The 15,778-nt window shown below is 73.2% G+C and carries 12 protein-coding genes; 6 read left to right on the top strand and 6 right to left on the bottom strand.

Features of this window, described 5'->3' with window-relative positions; genetic code table 11:
• Positions 1-11: 11 nt before the first annotated feature.
• Positions 12-1,022 (bottom strand): Ppx/GppA family phosphatase, encoded by a 1,011-nt coding sequence (locus ACZ470_RS21605; protein ID WP_468429411.1) that lies wholly within the window; start codon positions 1,020-1,022, stop codon positions 12-14.
• A gap of 146 nt (positions 1,023-1,168) precedes the next feature.
• Between ACZ470_RS21605 and ACZ470_RS21610 the strand changes: the two genes are divergently transcribed.
• Together ACZ470_RS21610 and ACZ470_RS21615 are read left to right on the top strand one after the other, a co-directional pair.
• Positions 1,169-1,510, top strand: a complete 342-nt coding sequence (locus ACZ470_RS21610) for an ArsR/SmtB family transcription factor (protein ID WP_468429413.1) — start codon at positions 1,169-1,171, stop codon at positions 1,508-1,510.
• Between the two features lie 5 nt (positions 1,511-1,515).
• Positions 1,516-2,046: an SRPBCC family protein gene (locus ACZ470_RS21615; RefSeq protein ID WP_468429415.1), complete on the top strand. Its 531-nt coding sequence runs from the start codon at positions 1,516-1,518 to the stop codon at positions 2,044-2,046.
• A 4-nt stretch (positions 2,047-2,050) separates the two neighbouring features.
• Here ACZ470_RS21615 and ACZ470_RS21620 read toward each other — a convergent pair whose 3' ends face one another.
• From ACZ470_RS21620 to ACZ470_RS21635, 4 genes are all read right to left on the bottom strand, one after another.
• Positions 2,051-4,876, bottom strand: a complete 2,826-nt coding sequence (locus tag ACZ470_RS21620; RefSeq protein ID WP_468429417.1) for an NHLP bacteriocin export ABC transporter permease/ATPase subunit — start codon at positions 4,874-4,876, stop codon at positions 2,051-2,053.
• Between the two features lies 1 nt (position 4,877).
• Positions 4,878-7,100, bottom strand: coding sequence for an NHLP family bacteriocin export ABC transporter peptidase/permease/ATPase subunit (locus tag ACZ470_RS21625; RefSeq protein ID WP_468429419.1), 2,223 nt, complete (start codon positions 7,098-7,100; stop codon positions 4,878-4,880).
• The gene (locus ACZ470_RS21630; RefSeq protein ID WP_468429421.1) at positions 7,097-7,903 is read right to left on the bottom strand and encodes a hypothetical protein; all 807 of its coding nucleotides are present in this window, start codon (positions 7,901-7,903) and stop codon (positions 7,097-7,099) included. The genes ACZ470_RS21625 and ACZ470_RS21630 overlap by 4 nt, the downstream gene beginning before the upstream one ends.
• Positions 7,904-8,014: 111 nt before the next feature.
• Positions 8,015-8,230 carry a type A2 lantipeptide gene (locus ACZ470_RS21635; RefSeq protein ID WP_190162488.1) on the bottom strand — a complete coding sequence of 72 codons (216 nt, stop codon included), beginning with the start codon at positions 8,228-8,230 and terminating at the stop codon, positions 8,015-8,017.
• A 567-nt stretch (positions 8,231-8,797) separates the two neighbouring features.
• Between ACZ470_RS21635 and ACZ470_RS21640 the strand changes: the two genes are divergently transcribed.
• Positions 8,798-10,039: a S1 family peptidase gene (locus tag ACZ470_RS21640; protein ID WP_468429422.1), complete on the top strand. Its 1,242-nt coding sequence runs from the start codon at positions 8,798-8,800 to the stop codon at positions 10,037-10,039.
• Positions 10,040-10,186: 147 nt separating this feature from the next.
• On the opposite strand, the gene ACZ470_RS21645 is transcribed toward ACZ470_RS21640, so the two are convergent.
• Positions 10,187-12,328, bottom strand: coding sequence for a SpoIIE family protein phosphatase (locus tag ACZ470_RS21645; protein ID WP_468429424.1), 2,142 nt, complete (start codon positions 12,326-12,328; stop codon positions 10,187-10,189).
• A 177-nt stretch (positions 12,329-12,505) separates the two neighbouring features.
• On the opposite strand from ACZ470_RS21645, the gene ACZ470_RS21650 reads away from it, so the two are divergent.
• From ACZ470_RS21650 to ACZ470_RS21660, 3 genes are all read left to right on the top strand, one after another.
• Positions 12,506-14,950 carry a SpoIIE family protein phosphatase gene (locus tag ACZ470_RS21650; RefSeq protein ID WP_468429426.1) on the top strand — a complete coding sequence of 815 codons (2,445 nt, stop codon included), beginning with the start codon at positions 12,506-12,508 and terminating at the stop codon, positions 14,948-14,950.
• A 64-nt stretch (positions 14,951-15,014) separates the two neighbouring features.
• The gene (locus ACZ470_RS21655; protein ID WP_468429428.1) at positions 15,015-15,434 is read left to right on the top strand and encodes a CBS domain-containing protein; all 420 of its coding nucleotides are present in this window, start codon (positions 15,015-15,017) and stop codon (positions 15,432-15,434) included.
• 135 nt (positions 15,435-15,569) lie between these two features.
• Complete coding sequence (locus tag ACZ470_RS21660; protein ID WP_468429430.1) at positions 15,570-15,749, top strand: hypothetical protein; 180 nt, start codon at positions 15,570-15,572, stop codon at positions 15,747-15,749.
• The last annotated feature ends 29 nt before the right edge of the window (positions 15,750-15,778 follow it).

The raw sequence follows: 15,778 nt of genomic DNA on the forward strand, positions 1-15,778 counted from the left end.
GTACGTCCGGGTCAGCCGCGCGCGGTCGCGATGCGCAGCGGTACGGGGTCGGCGTCCGCCGTCTCCTTCTCGTTGAGGCGGGTGATCTCCGCCCACCAGGACGGGCCGTCCTCGATATGGCGCAGCAGCACCCCCTCGCGCAGCGCCCAGGGGCAGATCGTCACCGTCCGGAGGCCGGTCAGCTTCATCACCGTGTGCCCCACGACCGCGCCCGCCAGGCTCTGCGCGGAGCGCGGGGCCGAGATGCCGGGCAGCCGGGCGCGTTCGGCGGCGGGCAGGGCGGCCAGCCGGTCGATCGCCCCGCGCAGATCGGCGCTCGACAACTCCCGCTCCACGAACGGCCCGTGCCGTCCGGGCGCGGCCCCGCACAGCCGGCCGAGCTGCTGGAAGGTGCGGGAGGTGGCGACCGCCGTGCGGGGCCCCTCCCAGCGGATCCGGGCCGCCACGTCCCGCAGCTGGTGGCGCACCCGGCGGCGCAGCGCCCGCAGCTGCTCCGGGGAGGGAGGGTCCGCGTCCTCGAAGTACTCGTGGGTCAGCCGGCCCGCCCCCAGCGGCAGCGAGGCCACGAAGTCGGGCAGCCGGCCCCGCCCGAAGGCGACCTCCAGCGAGCCCCCGCCGATGTCCAGCAACGCCAGCGGCCCGCAGCGCCAGCCCATCCAGCGTCGGGCCCCGAGGAACGTGAGCTCGGCCTCCACCTCGCCGGGCAGCGTGCACAGGTCGACACCGGTCCGGGCCCGGACCGTGCGCAGCACCTCCTGACGGTTCGGGGCGCTCCGCACCACGGCGGTCGCGAACGCCAGGGGACCCGACGCGCCCCATCGCGCCGCTGTCCTGTTCGCCGCGGCGACGGCGTCCACCAGGCGCTCCACGGACCGTTCCGGCACCGGCTCCCCGGGCGTGACCTCCTCGGACAGCCTGAGCGGCCACTTCGCCGTGTGCACCGGCAGCGGCGCGCCGCCCCCCGTGTCCGCCACGACGAGTCTGACGGTCTTCGATCCGACATCCATCACGCTGGTTCGCATGGCCGGTGGGTACCCATTTACCGCGTGCGGCAACGGACGGGCGCCGTGTACGGCGAAGACGCGCCCCAGGTGTGACCGGACGGCGACCTTCTGTTGATGTTGTCCATTCCTTGACCGGCATATAACCGCAGAGGCATATTGGACTCATGTCCGACGCCGCCCTCTGGGCCGCCCTCGCCGACCCGCACCGCCGGGCCATCGCCGCGCTGCTCCTGGAGCGGCCCCGGTCCGTGGGCGAGCTCGTGCGGGAGTGCGGCCTGAGCCAGCCCAGCACCTCCAAGCATCTGAAGGTGCTCCGGGAGGCGGGCCTGGTCCGCGTACGGCAGGACGCGCAGCGCCGTGTCTACGCCCTCGACCCCGCGCCGATGGCCGCCCTCGACGCCTGGCTGGCCCCGTACCGCAAGCTGTGGACCGACAGCCTGGACGCGCTGGGCCGCCGCCTGGACGAGCCGCCGGACACCACCGAACCGCCCGCACCGAAGGACTGATCCCCATGGCCGCCGAGCCCACCGGCACCTTCCTCACCCTGGACGACGGACGCCCGGCCGTCCGCCTCAGCCGTGAGTACGACCACCCCGTCGACCGGGTCTGGCAGTTCGTCACCGACCCGGACGAGCTGGCCCACTGGTTCCCCTCCCGCGCCGAGATCGACCTGCGCCCCGGCGGCACCGTCACCTTCAGCGGCGACCCCGCCCTGGAGGACTCCACCGGCCGGGTCCTCGCCGTCGACGCGCCCCGCCACCTCTCCTTCACCTGGGAGGACGACGAACTCCACTTCGACCTGGAGGAACTGGGGGAGAAGCGCACCCGCTTCACCCTCACCAACGTCCTCGGCACCGAGAACACCGCCGCCCGCAACAGCGCCGGCTGGGACGTGTGCCTCGCCGCGCTGGACGCGTGGGCCCGCGGTGAGCGGTTCGAGGGACCGCACGCGGGCGCGCGGGCTCCGTGGCAGGAGCTCTACGCCGCCTACGTCTCGGCGGGCGTGCCCTCCGGCGCGCCGGTCCCGGGCATGGACGCCTGACGGCTCACGCCAGCTGCCGCCGCACCAGCTCGTGCAGCCGGCCCCCGGTGTCCGCGAGCAGCTGCGCGGGCGGACCCTGCTGGACGACCTTGCCGCCCTCCATCACCACCACCCGGTCGGCGTCCAGCACCGTCGACAGCCGGTGCGCGATGACGATCCGGGTCGCCCGCAGGGCCTTGGTGCTCTCGATCACCGTGCGCTGGGTCTCGTTGTCCAGGGCGCTGGTCGCCTCGTCGAAGAAGAGGATCCGCGGCCGGCGGATCAGCGCCTGCGCGATCATCAGCCGCTGCCGCTGACCGCCGGACACGGCACCGCTGCCGGAGACGAGGGTGTGCAGTCCCATCGGCATCCGCTTGATGTCCTCGGCCAGCCCCGCCATCTCCGCCGCCGCCATCGCCTCCTCCGGCGTGTACGGCTCGGATCCGCAGATGACGTCCAGGATGGAGCCGGTGAACGGCTGCGCGTGCTGGAGCACCACCCCGCACTGGCGGCGCACCGCCGACTGGTCGAGCGCGGCCAGGTCCTGCCCGTCGTACAGCACACTGCCGGACACCGGCCGGTCGAAGCCGATCAGCAGCCGCAGCAGCGTGGACTTGCCGCAGCCGCTCGGGCCGACGACCGCCACGAACTCGCCCGGCCGCACCTCGAAGGACACGTCGTCCAGGACCAGCGGCCCGTCGTCGGAGTAGCGGAACGACAGCCGCCGCGCCTCGATCGCCCCGGTCAGCGGGCCCGGCCGGGTGCTCGCCGCACGCACCTCCGGCGTGGCGTCCAGCACCGGCTTGATCTGCTCGAACAGCGGCAGCGCGGCGACCCCCGAGACGAACGCGCCGGTCAGCTGGGTGACCGAGGTCAGCACCATCGTCACCGACGTGTTGAAGGTGAGGAACTCCGCCGCCGTCATCGAGCCCCGGGCCGGACCGGCCAGCAGCATGAACATCGCCAGCGTGCACAGCGGCAGATAGATCGCGCCCAGGACCGCCGTCAGGTTCTTGATCCGGCCCGCCTTCTGCTGGAGCTCGCGGCTGCGGGCGAACTCCGACGCCCAGGCGGCGTACGCGTAGTTCTCCGCCGCCGCCACCCGCAGCTTCGGCAGCCCCCGCAGGGTCTGGAAGGCCTGGTTGTTCAGCTTGTTGGTGAGCACCACCAGCCGCCGCTGCCAGCGCACCTGCCACAGCCCCAGCCCCAGGAACACCCCCGCGATGACGACCAGCATCCCGATCGCGGCCAACGCCATCGGCACGCTGAACCACAGCAGCAGCCCGAGATTCATCGCGCCCACGGTGACCGACTGGGCCACCGTGGGACCGACCCCGGCCAGCATGCGCCGGATCGCGCTGATGCCCATGGCCGCGCTCGCCAGCTCACCCGTCGAACGCTCGGTGAAGAACTTGGTCGGCAGCCGGAGCAGCCGGTCCCACACCGCCGGCTGGAGCGTGGCCTCCACCCGGCCCTCCAGCCGCAGCAGGGTGAGGTTCTGCAACAGCATGAACGCGGCGGCCACCACACTGCTCAGGATCACCGCGAGACACACCTGCACGATCAGCCCGGTCTGCGCCTTCGGCACGAACTCGCCGAGCACCTTGCCCGTCGCGAGCGGCACCAGGGCCCCGATCGCCACCGTCACCAGACCGCTCAGCAGCAGTCCGGTCACATCACCGCGCGTGCCCGACATGCAGAACCGCAGCAGCCGCAGCGGGCTCAGCCGCCGCTCGGGCAGCGGCCGGTAGAACATCACCGCGCGCGGCTCGAACTCCTCGGCGTTCGCCTTCTCGACCGGCGTCTCCCGGCCGGTCGCCGGATGCACCGCCACATAGCCGCCCCGCCGCCACAGCAGCGCCACCGGCGCCCCCGACAGGGCCCGGTGTCCCACCAGCGGACCGACGTCGTCCCGCCACCAGCGGCCGTCCAGCCGTACGACACGGGTGCGCAGCCGGGAGGCAAGCGCGACCTGCTCGACCGGATCGAGCCGGTCCCCGCCGGTGCCGGACTGTGCGGGCGCGGCCAGCGTGATCCCGGCCGCCCGCGCCACCAGCTTGCAGGCCGCGTACGTGGCGTCCGCGTCCGCCGCCGTCGTGCGCTGCCCCGACCGCTTGCCGATGGCGGCGAGCAGCGTCCGGTCGGCCTGGACACGGACCGCCTCACCGGCCGCGATGCCCTCGGCCGTCCGCGTCTCGTGGGTGTGCTCCAGCTGCTCGATCCACCGGTCCAGCGTGGTCATCAGCCGGTACTGCTGGTCGACCATGCTCTGCCACAGCGCCGGATCCATCAGCAGATCGGCCGCGGCCTCCGCGCCGTACAGCGAGCCGTACTGCACGCTGCCCGGCGGTACCTGCATCCAGAACACGTCGTCGTCCGTGGGTGCCGCGGCCCGGTCGGTGGCCATCGGCGCCTGGAACAGCACCGACAGACTGCGGCCCACACCGAGCGCGAGCGCGTACTCCAGCGGGCTCGTCGTCGGCGGCACGTACTGCGGGTTGCCGTACTCGTCGTACGACCAGGTCTGGGTGCTCGCCGGCTGGTACAGCTCGCGCAGCCCGATGCGGTGCACCACGCAGTCCCGCAGCGGGCGCGCCACCAGCGTGTGCGTCGGACCGGCCACCGGGCCCAGCACCAGCGAGCCCGCCTCCAGCCGCCCCAGATGGTGCCAGTGCCCCTGCCGCTCGGCGTCCACCGCGAACAGGTCCACGGCCCCGGACGCGATCAGCCACAGCACCTGCGGCCCCTCCAGGTCCAGCCGGCCGAACCCGGAGCAGTCGATCGGGGTGCCCAGCGATCCGAGCGCGCCCAGGACGAGGTCGCCGCCCTGCCCCTCGTGCACGGTCGTCATCTCATCGCTCCCTGACCAGCGCCGCGTACGCGCCGCCGCGCGCCACCAGCTCCTCGTGCCGTCCACGCTCCACGACCGTGCCGTGGTCCAGGACGACGATCTCGTCGCTGTCGCGCACCGTGCTCAGCCGGTGGGCGATCACCACACACGCGCAGCCGCGCCGGCGCAGGTTGTCCATCACGACCAGCTCGGTTTCGGCGTCCAGCGCGCTGGTCACCTCGTCCAGCACCAGGATGCTCGGCCGGCGCACCAGCGCCCGCGCGATCTCCAGGCGCTGACGCTGACCGCCGGAGAAGTTGCGGCCGTCCTGCTCGACCGGGCTGTGGATGCCACCCGGACGGCGCATGATCACATCGTGGAGCGCCGCGTCCTTGAGCGCCTCCACCACGGCCTCGTCCGGGATCGACGGGTCCCACAGCGCCACGTTGTCACGGACGGTGCCCTCGAACAGGAACACGTCCTGGTCGACGAAGGAGACGGAGGCGGCCAGCGCCCCGCGCGGGATGTCCTCGATGCGCTGCCCGTCGATCCGGATCACACCCTCCCACGGCGCGTACAGACCCGAGATCAGCCGGGACACCGTCGACTTGCCGCTGCCGGAGCCGCCCACCAGCGCCACCTGCTGCCCGGGACCGACGGTCAGGTCGAAACCGGTCAGCAGCGGCTTGTCCAGCGGGTTGTAGCCGAAGGTGAGGTTCTGGAGTTCGACATGGCCGTGCAGACGGCGCGTCGACTCGCCGGCACCGGGACGGCCGTACAGCGGGTCCGCCCGGAAGTTCTCCACGTCCTTGAGCCGGGCCACGTCCGCGGCGAAGTCCTGGATGCGGCCCGCGACGCCGTTGAGCCGGGTCAGCGGGGCGGTGAACCGGGTCACCAGCGCCTGGAAGGCCACCAGCAGACCGACCGAGATGTGCCCCTCGACCGCCCGCATACCGCCGATCCACAGGATCAGGGCGCTGTTGACGGTGGCGAGCGTCGGCGCGACGATGCCGAGCCAGGCGCTCGGCACACCGAGCCGCTGCTGCTCCTCCAGGGTGGTGGCGTGCTGGCCCGCCCACTTGCGGAAGTAGCCGTCCTCCCCGCCGGTCGCCTTCAGCGTCTCGATCAACTGGAGCCCGGTGTACGCCGTGTTGGTGAGCCGGGCGCTGTCCGCGCGCAGCTTCGCCGTACGGGTCGCCCGCAGCCGGATGACGATCCGCATCGCCACGATGTTCAGCAGCGCCACACCGATGCCCACGAACGTGAGCTGCGGGTCGTACGTGTACAGCAGCACCGCGTACAGCACGACCACCACCGCGTCCACGCCCGCCGCCGACAGATCACGCGCCAGCGTCTCGGCCACCGCGTCGTTGGACTGGAGCCGCTGCACCAGGTCGGCCGGGCTGCGCTGGGCGAAGAACGTCACCGGCAGCCGCAGCAGATGGCGCAGGAAGCGGGCGCTGGACAGCGTGGACGAGATGAGCCGGCCGCGCAGCAGGTTGCCCTGCTGGAGCCAGGTCAGCACCAGCGTGAGCAGCACACACGCGCCCATCGACGTGAACAGCACGTCCAGCGTCGAGGTCCGGCCGCCGATCAGGAACTCGTCGATGAAGGTGCGGCTGAGCCCCGGCACCGCCGCGCCGACCGCCACCAGCAGCAGGCTCGCCAGCACCACGGCGGGCATGGTCCCCGCCGTGCCGCGCAGCCGGGCCGGCATCGCGCCGAGCACGCCCGGCCTGCGGCCGCCACGGCTGAAGTCCTCGCCCGGCTCCATCACCAGCACCACACCGGTGAAGCTGCCGTCGAACTCCTCCAGGGGGACGAACCGCCGCCCCTTGCCGGGGTCGTTGATGTACACCCCGCGGCGGCCGAACCGGCGGCCCATGCCGTCGTAGACGACGTAGTGGTTGAACTCCCAGAACAGGATGGCCGGCGCCGTCACCTCGGCGAGGGCGGCCAGGTCCATCTGCATGCCCTTGGCGGTCAGCCCGTAGCTCCGGGCCGCCTTCAGCAGGTTGCTGGCGCGCGAGCCGTCCCGCGAGACACCGCAGGCGATGCGCAGCTCCTCCAGCGGGACGTGGCGGCCGTAGTGGCCGAGCACCATCGCGAGGGAGGCGGCGCCGCACTCCACGGCCTCCATCTGGAGCACGGTGGGGGTACGGACCGTCTTCGCCCGGGACGTGGGCACCTTGCGCTTCGGCGGGGCCGCCCGGCGTCTGCCGCGGGTCTCCTGGGCGGTGCTCACGGCAGCAGCCAGTCGACGGGACGCCGGTCGGCCAGCCGGATCGAACCCGAGGCCAGGGTCATCGAGGTCAGCTCGAACGGCGGACCGTCCGCGGAGGACCACTCGTAACCGCTCTCGGTGCCGGAGGACTTCTTCAGCTCGACCGTGACGGCCACCGGCCGGCCCTCCTTGGTGAACTCCTCGCCGAGCTGGCTGTCCCCGAGGAACGCGGCGATCTGCTGCGCGGACTGGGCCGCGCGGTCCACCGACTTCACCTCGCCGTGCAGCACGCCGTACTCGTCGCTCGGCACCGACTGCACGGTCAGGTCGACGGAGGCGTGCGCGGGGATGCCGGCGGCGCTCTCGGCGGGGACGTACACCGTCGCGTACAGCGGGGCCCGCTCGCGGGCGACCTTCTCCACGGCGGCGACGTTCGCGCCGGTCTGGACGATCTGCCCGGCACTGGCGGCGAGCGCGGTGATCCGGCCCGCGTCCAGGGTGCGTACGACCGTGTCGCCGCGCGCGGTGCGCACCTTCAGGACGGGGGAGCCGGCCGGGAGGCGCTCGCCCTCCTTCGCGAGGACGGCGGTGACCTGGCCGGCGACGGGACTCTGGAGGACGTAACTGCCCTGCCCGTACGTGAGGATGGCGGGCGCGCCGACCGTGGACGACACCGATCCGGTGACCGCCCACACCGAGGCCGCGGCCATCGCGATGACCGTCACGGACAGCACCAGCCAGCCCTGGGGGCGGGCGAAGCGCACCGGGAGGTCGAGTTCCTCCGGTGACTGGAGCTTGGCGAGGGCCTGTTGGCGGAACTGCACGGGTCTTCCCTCACCTGCGTGAGCTGTGCGACGTGACTCGGGAACCGGTGACGCGCCGCGAAGTCCCGGAGCCGGCGGGCGGCTCCGGGACTTCGCGGCACAAAGGCGCGATCAGAGACCGGCGACCAGGTTCGTGACCGGGGCGGTGTTCAGACCGGTGACACCCTCGACGGTGCCGACGGCCGTGTCGACCAGGGCGGAGACCGGGGCGATGCTGTCCACCGCGCCCGTCAGGGTGTTCACGGCGTTCACGGACAGGCCGCCGGAGACGTTGTCGAGGTCGGCGTCGGAGATCTCGACGGTCTCGACCTGGGGGGTGGAGTTCATGATGGAACTTCCCTTCGTATGGATATTTCACAAGGGGGGAGCGGCCCCCTCTGGGGACAGATGAAGGCCGCGACCGCGGGCGCCGAACGCCCGTCGCCGGGAGCCCGGAACGGCCTTGCGGTGCGATGGATCAAAGCACGCGGCGGGCACGGGCTTCCAATCAACCAAACGTCTCACCAGGCAACTTGTGCCCCGCGCGGGGCCAAGCGTGCAGACGAGGGCACGGCTCGGCGGCGACTTCTTCACATGCCCCACCGCATCGACCCATCCGGCCACTTGCGCCCCGGTGGCCGGAATCCGGCACACCGGCCCAAAGGCGTGCCCCGGTCCGCCGGCTTGTGGACGAACCCCGGATCCGGTGACCGGGTTGGGCATTGGATGTGCAGATTCGCTGAAGCCGGGATTCCGCTCGCTGCTCGCCACCGACCGCTCACGGCCGGTCGCTGACCGTGATGTGCCACGGGGGATTGAACGCCCCTCGCGACACACGCGTACCAACAGCCATCCAGGCGCCCCACAGCTGCCGAACGTCGGCGCGACTCCGGTCCCCCCAGGAGGTCGAGAAGTTTGAGTCACAAGCGAATTCCGAAGCGCAAGGCCGCGATGGCGGTGGGCGGTGCGATGGCGCTCGGCGCCGCCGCGATCCTGCTCCCGAACGCCAACGCGTCACAGGACGGCGCGTCGGACGACGCCGCGGCGGCGCCGAGGACCCTGAAGGCGGGCGATGCCTCGGACCTCGCCTCGCGGCTCGCCGGGCTCCTCGGCGACGCGTTCGCCGGCTCCTACTACGACGGTGACAACCAGCAGCTCGTCGTCAACGTCGTGCCGGGCGACAACAACAACGTGATCGTGCAGGCCAAGAAGGCGGGCGCGGCCGTCCGCGAGGTCGGCAACAGCATGACCGAGCTGGAGGCCGGGGCGCGGACGCTGAGGACGCAGGCGACCATCCCGGGCACCTCCTGGGCCGTCGACCCGCGCACCAACAAGATCCTCGTCACCGCCGACAGCACGGTGACGGGGGAAAAATGGGACCGGCTGGAGTCCACCGTCGAGAGCCTCGGCTCCGGCATGGCCACCATCAAGAAGTCCGCGGGCACCTTCAAGACGTTCGTCTCCGGCGGTGACGCCATCTTCTCCGGCGGGGCGCGCTGCTCGCTCGGTTTCAACGTCACGGCGGCCGACGGCGGTCCGGCGTTCCTGACGGCCGGTCACTGTGCGGCCGGGGGCGACCAGTGGTCCGACGCCCAGGGAGGACAGCCCATCGCCACGGTCGACCAGGCGGTCTTCCCCGGCGAGGGCGACTTCGCGCTCGTCAGGTACGACGACCCCGCCACCCAGGCGCCGAGCGAGGTCAACCTCGGCGACCAGACGCTCGCCATCTCCCAGGCGGCGGAGGCCACCGTCGGCCAGGAGGTGTTCCGGATGGGCAGCACCACCGGGCTCGCCGACGGCCAGGTCCTCGGTCTGAACGCCACGGTCAACTACCCGGAGGGCACGGTCACCGGGCTCATCCAGACGAACGTCTGCGCCGAGCCCGGCGACAGCGGCGGCTCGATGTTCACCCAGGACGGCCTCGCCATCGGCCTCACCTCGGGCGGCAGCGGCGACTGCACCTCGGGCGGCGAGACCTTCTTCCAGCCGGTGACCACGGCCCTGGAGGCGGTGGGCGCGACCCTCGGCGCGGAGGGCGCCGGCGACGCGGACGCCGGCGACCAGGCAGGCGGCGAGGAGGCCGCGCCCGGTGAGGACACCGCGGCCGGTGACGCGACGGACCAGGACGCCGCGGACGGCACCGGTCCCGCCCACTGACACCACCGCACCCGGGCACCAGGGGGTGTCGTTTGGGTCAGGCCGGCTCCGGGCGGCGGCGCCTTGTCAGCCGACGCGACCCCGGCAAGATCCAAACGACACCCCCCGGGCGGCCCCGCCACCCACCGGTGGCGGGGCCGTCCGCCGTCAGTCGCCCGGCAGGGCCCGCAGCAGGAGCAGTGCGATGTCGTCCCGGCGGTTCGCCGCGTCCGCGCCCTGCCCGACCAGGGCGTCGGCGATGGCGTCCAGGGGGAGGTCACCGAGGTCGGTGAGACGGCGCCCCAGCTCGGCGAGGGCCTCCTCGAAGTCCGTACCGGGCGATTCCACCAGACCGTCGGTGTAGAGGACGAGCAGCGAACCGGGGGAGAAGTCGACCTCCGTCGACGGATACGCCGCCGAGCCCTCGATGCCCAGCAGCGGGCCACCGGCCAGATCCAGCACCCGGACCCGCCCGTCCGGCCTGCGCAGCAACGGCGGCGGATGACCCGCGCGGGACATCACGGCCCGCCCGCGCGCGGGATCGAGCCGCATGTACAGACAGCTCGCGAACAGCTCCGAACCCAGGTCCAGCAGCAGCCGGTTGGTGCTGCGCATCACCTCCTCGGGCGGCTGCCCGACGGCCGTGTACGCGCGTACCGCCGTACGGAGCTGCCCCATCAGCCCGGCCGCCGTCACGTTGTGCCCCTGTACGTCCCCGATCACCGCCGCCGCCATCCCCTGCGTCGGCACCAGGTCGTAGAAGTCGCCCCCGATCTCCATGCCCTGAGTGGCCGGCAGATAGCGCGCCGCCGCCTCGATCCCGGCCAGCGACGGCAGCGTGTGCGGCAGCAGCGCCTCCTGCAACCCGTGCGCGAGCCGGTGCTTGGCGTCGTACAGCAGGGCCCGCTCCAGCGCCTGGGCGATCAGCCCCGCCAGACTGGTCAGCACCGCCCGCTCCTCCGTCGCGAAGTGGTGCGCCCCCGCGTACGACAGCACACACGTCCCCACCGGCCGCCCCGAGGCGATCAGCGGCAGATACGCCCACGCCGAGAACTCGGAGGGATTCACCAGCAGCGCCGGATACAGACGTTCGATCTCCGCACGGCTCTCGAAGAAGGCCGGCACACCGGACCGCAGCACCTGGCTGCCCGGCGTGGGCTCCGACAGCGGCATCCCGTCGAACCGCTCCACGACCCGCGCGTCCGCGTACCCCCGGTACCCCAGCACGCGCAGCCGGCCCGCCCGGGACCCGAGCAGCACCAGCCCCTGACTGCCCACCGCCGGCACGATCTCGTCGGCGACCAGCTGCACCACGTCGTCCACCCCCACCGCCTCGGTCAGCGCACCGGCCAGGCTCAGCACCTGGCTGATGGTGACCAGCCGCGGCCGGCCCTGGCCGGGTGGCGGCGCCGCCCGGTTCATCTCCGCCACCGCCCGCGCCCGGCTGATCCGCACACTGAGTCCGTTCGTACTCGGATACAGACGGAACGACAGCCACTCGTCGGGCGGGCGCAGTGCCACGAACGAGGTGACGTGCTGGCTGAACAGCGCGGCCCGGTACCGGTCCTCGTACACCGGATCGTTCAGCCACGGCACCGACGCCCACATGTGGGCCCCGAGCAGCCGGTTCGCCGGGACGCCCAGCAGTTCGGAGGCGGCGGCGTTGGCGAAGCCGACCCGCCCGTGCAGATCGAGCGAGCACAGCCCGTACGGCAGCCGGGACACCATCCGCGCCGCCTCCACCGTGCCGAGCGTGCCGGCCATGCCGCCCACCACCGGCGCCGCCAGCAGATCCGGCTCCGGTGCCAGCGGCAGGCTCCGCTCGGCGGCCCGCTCCAGCCGCACCGCCAGCCGGTCGCAGGCGGCGGTCAGATGATCGCGCTCCCAGTCGGACAGCTCCGGTGGATGCGTACCCGGCCAGGTCACGAAGACCGCCCCGTACACCTTGGCGGCCGTCGCCACCGGCAGCGCGGCCAGCGAGAAGGGGTAGGGCAGCACCATGGCGATCCGGGGATAGTGGCGGGCCATCTCCTCCTCGCCGCCCACCCAGACCAGCCGCCGCTCCCGCGCCGCGTCGGAGACCGGGATCGGCGCGCTCAGCGCCACCCGCTCCCACGGCGCCGCGAAGGCGCGGGGCAGCCCGGCCATCACCGCCATCTCCAGCACCGGCTCGTCCGAGGAGAGCACGTACACCGCCCCGGCGTGTGCGTGCACCTCGTCCATCATCGAGGCCAGCGTCAGCGACAGCAGCGGACGGCCGACCGGCGCCCGCGCACCCTCCGCCCGCGCGGACGTCTGCCCCTCGGACACGCCGACCACCTCCTCGCACGGCCGTGCCACCGACCCCGGGACCCAATCTCCCCCCTGCCGGGCCGTCGCGCACGACGAGCGGCGGGGGAACCCCCCGAACCCCTCCGCGCCCTCCCGCGCACGCCGGGAGCCGCCGAACGCGCACAGGGGCTGCGCAGGTGTCCCATAAGCGCTGTAATGGCCAACGTGGTCAGTGAGGGCGCTGCGGGACGCAGCACGAGAACGCCGCGTGCGGAAGGCGCCCTGAGGTCGATCGCAGCCGACCAGGAGTCACCCGAACGGGTGCGCCGCATCCTGGAGCAGGCCCTCGTCTTCGCCGGTGCCGCGTTCGCCGGCGTGTACCGGCCCAGCGCGGACGGCGAGCTGCTGTACCTGGCGGAGTCCGCCGGACTGCCGAGGACCCTGTGCGGCGTGCGGGACAGCTACCCCGCCGCCGGACGTGCCCCGGTGGCCGAGGCCCACCGCGGACGGCCCGTGTGGCTGGGACCGGACGACCTGGCCGCTCAGGCGCAGTCACGGCGCGTACCCAGCCGCGACTTCCACCTGGCGGCGCTGCCCGTGAGCGGCGACGGCGGCTGTCTGCTCGCGGTCGGCGAGCGCGCCGGCGGCTTCGACGCCGACGACCGCGCCTGCCTCGGCCTCGTCGCCGACGCCCTGGCCTTCCCCGCGCCGCCCGCCACCGCGGAGGGCACCGACCTGCGTGCCGGGGACTTCAGCCTCGCCATGGACACCGGGCGGGTCCGGGTCGGCGAGGACATCCTGGAGCTGTTCGGCATCGACCCGGACGACTTCGACGGGCGGGTGGAGACCCTGCTGAGTCTGACGGTGCCGGAGGACCTGCCCTCGCTGATGTCCGTCGTCGAGGCCGACCACATGACGATCGGCGACCGCGAGCTGGAGTTCCGGGTGCTCCAGCCCGCCGGCCCGCCCAAGTGGCTGCGGCTGCGCGGCCGGCTGGTACCCGGCGGCGAGGGGCGCCCCGCCCGGCTCGTCGGCTCCGTCGCCGACGCCTCCACGCTGCGCTCCGACATCACGGACGTGGCGCGCGTCCAGCGCCTCGCCGCGGCCCTCGCCACCGCGGTCACCGTCCACGATGTCGGCAAGGCCGTGGTCGCCGCGCTGCGCCGGCCGCTGCGGGCCGACCGGATCGCCCTCGCCGAGCTGGAGAGCGAACGGCTCGTCGTCACCGTCCTCGATCCACCCGAACCGGAGGCCTGGCCGGAGCTGTGGCGCGCGGAGTGGCGCACCGAGTGGCCCGACGCGCCGGTGCGCACCATGCCCACCCTCGCCGCCGCCCTGCGCGAGGGCCGCGCCGGCATCTGGCCGGCGGGCTCCCCGCTGGAGACCGCCCTCGCCGAGGTCGGCCCCGGCGGACTGGCCGTGCTCCCGCTGCCCGCCGGGAACCGCATGGCCGGCGCCTGCCTGATCGGCTGGGACGCCCCGCACGACTTCGGCCCCGACGAACGCGCCCTGCTCACCGCCGCCGCGGGCCTCGCGGGACAGGCCCTGATGCGCGCCCGCGCCTTCGACGCGGAGCACGAGCTGGTCGGCATGCTCCAGCGCCAGCTGCTGCCGCGCCGCCTGCCCCGGCTGCCCGGCGCGGTCGCCGTGGCCCGCTATCTGCCCAGCACCGCGGGTCTGGAGCTGGGCGGCGACTGGTACGACGTGATCCCGCTGCCGGACAACCATGTCGCCCTCGTGATCGGGGACGTCCAGGGCCACAGTGCCGGCGCCGCCACCCTCATGGGCCAGATGCGCACCGCGCTGCGCGCCTACGCCGTCGAGGGACACCCCCCGGACGTGGTGGTGTCCCACGCCAACCGGCTCCTCATGGACATGGAGACCGACCTCTTCGCCACCTGCTGCTACGTCGACGTCGACATGGAGGAGGGCTTCGCCTGGTGCGTCCGGGCCGGCCATCTCCCGCCGGTGCTGCGTCACCCGGACGGCCGTACCGAGATCGCGGAGGCCGAGGGCGGCCCTCCGCTCGGCGTGGTGCGGCAGAGCGACTTCCCCATGAGCCCCCTGAGGCTACAGCCCGGCACGATGGTCGCACTCACCACGGACGGCCTGGTCGAGTCCCCCGAGTCCGACATCGACGAGGGCATGGACCGCTTCGCCCGGCAGCTGGCCGCCGCCGACCCCGCCCACCTCGGGCCGGTCGCGGACGCCCTGCTCGGCAAGGCGCCGCGCAGCGACGACGTCGCCCTGCTGCTGTTGCGCTACGACGGCATGGCCTCCCGCCCGCTGCGGGAGAGCTGGACGGTGTGGCGGGTGCCCCAGGCGGTCGGACACGCCCGCCGCTTCACCCGGCGCACCCTGCGCTCCTGGGGCGTGACCGAGGACATCGACGCCCCGCTGCTGGTCGTCTCCGAACTGGTCACCAACGCCCTGGTGCACACCGACGGCCAGGTCCGCCTCGACATCTCCCTGGTCAACGACCGGCTGCGCCTCGCGGTCGCCGACGCCTCCCCCCGCACCCCCGTGAAGCCCACCAGCATCGGCTGGGAGGCCACCGGAGGGCGGGGCATCCTGCTCGTCGAGGCCGTGTCGGCGGCCTGGGGAACCCTCCCGGTCAGCGGGGGAAAACAGGTGTGGGCCGAGTTCGTCCTGCCGCACTGACATCGGACGGCTCCACCGGGTACCCAGGACACCACCCGGAACGGAACAGGAGGGAGGCACACTCATGGCACAGCACGTCCGCGACATCATGACCGGCCCACCGGTGACCGTGGGGCCGCAGACGTCCGTCGCACAGGTCGCCCGCATCATGCGCGACCGCGACCTCGGGGCCGTCCTGGTGACCGACGGCGACCGGCTGCGGGGACTGGTCACCGACCGCGACCTGGTGGTGCGGTCGGTCTCCCGGGGCGACGACCCCGAGGACACCACCGTGGCCGGCGCGTGCAGCGACGACCTGGTGACCGTGGCACCCGACGACGACCTGGACCACGCGGTGCGGCTGATGCGCGAACACGCCGTGCGCCGCGTCCCGGTGGTCGAGGGCGGACGCCCCGTCGGCGTCGTCACCTTGGGCGACACCGCCATGGAGCGCGATCCGGAGTCGGCCCTCGGTGACATCAGCGTGGCCCGGCCCAACACCTGACCAGCCGGGCCGGACGGGAACTCCCCGGCCGGGCCCGGGCGTTGAGGACACCCGAACTCCGTACGGCGGCCGGTGGTTTGGCCGGCGCGCCGGCGGGGACCCGCAGGGGAGCGGATCAGAAGGAAGATGATGGGCGTGACCTCGGAGACCAGTGACGAACCTCGTCCCCGCCGGCCGGAGACCGGCTGGGCGCGAGCCCGGCGACTGCGCGGCGGGGACCCGCTGCGGACCTGCCTGCCGGCCGTGGACCGCGACACGACCTCCACCACCTCGAACACGCGCGTGGAGGGAAACATCGTGAGGGGTGAGGATTAGCAGGTGACCGGGTGACTCACCGGTCCTTT

The sequence above is a fragment of the Streptomyces sp. NPDC031111 genome (assembly GCF_055570675.1).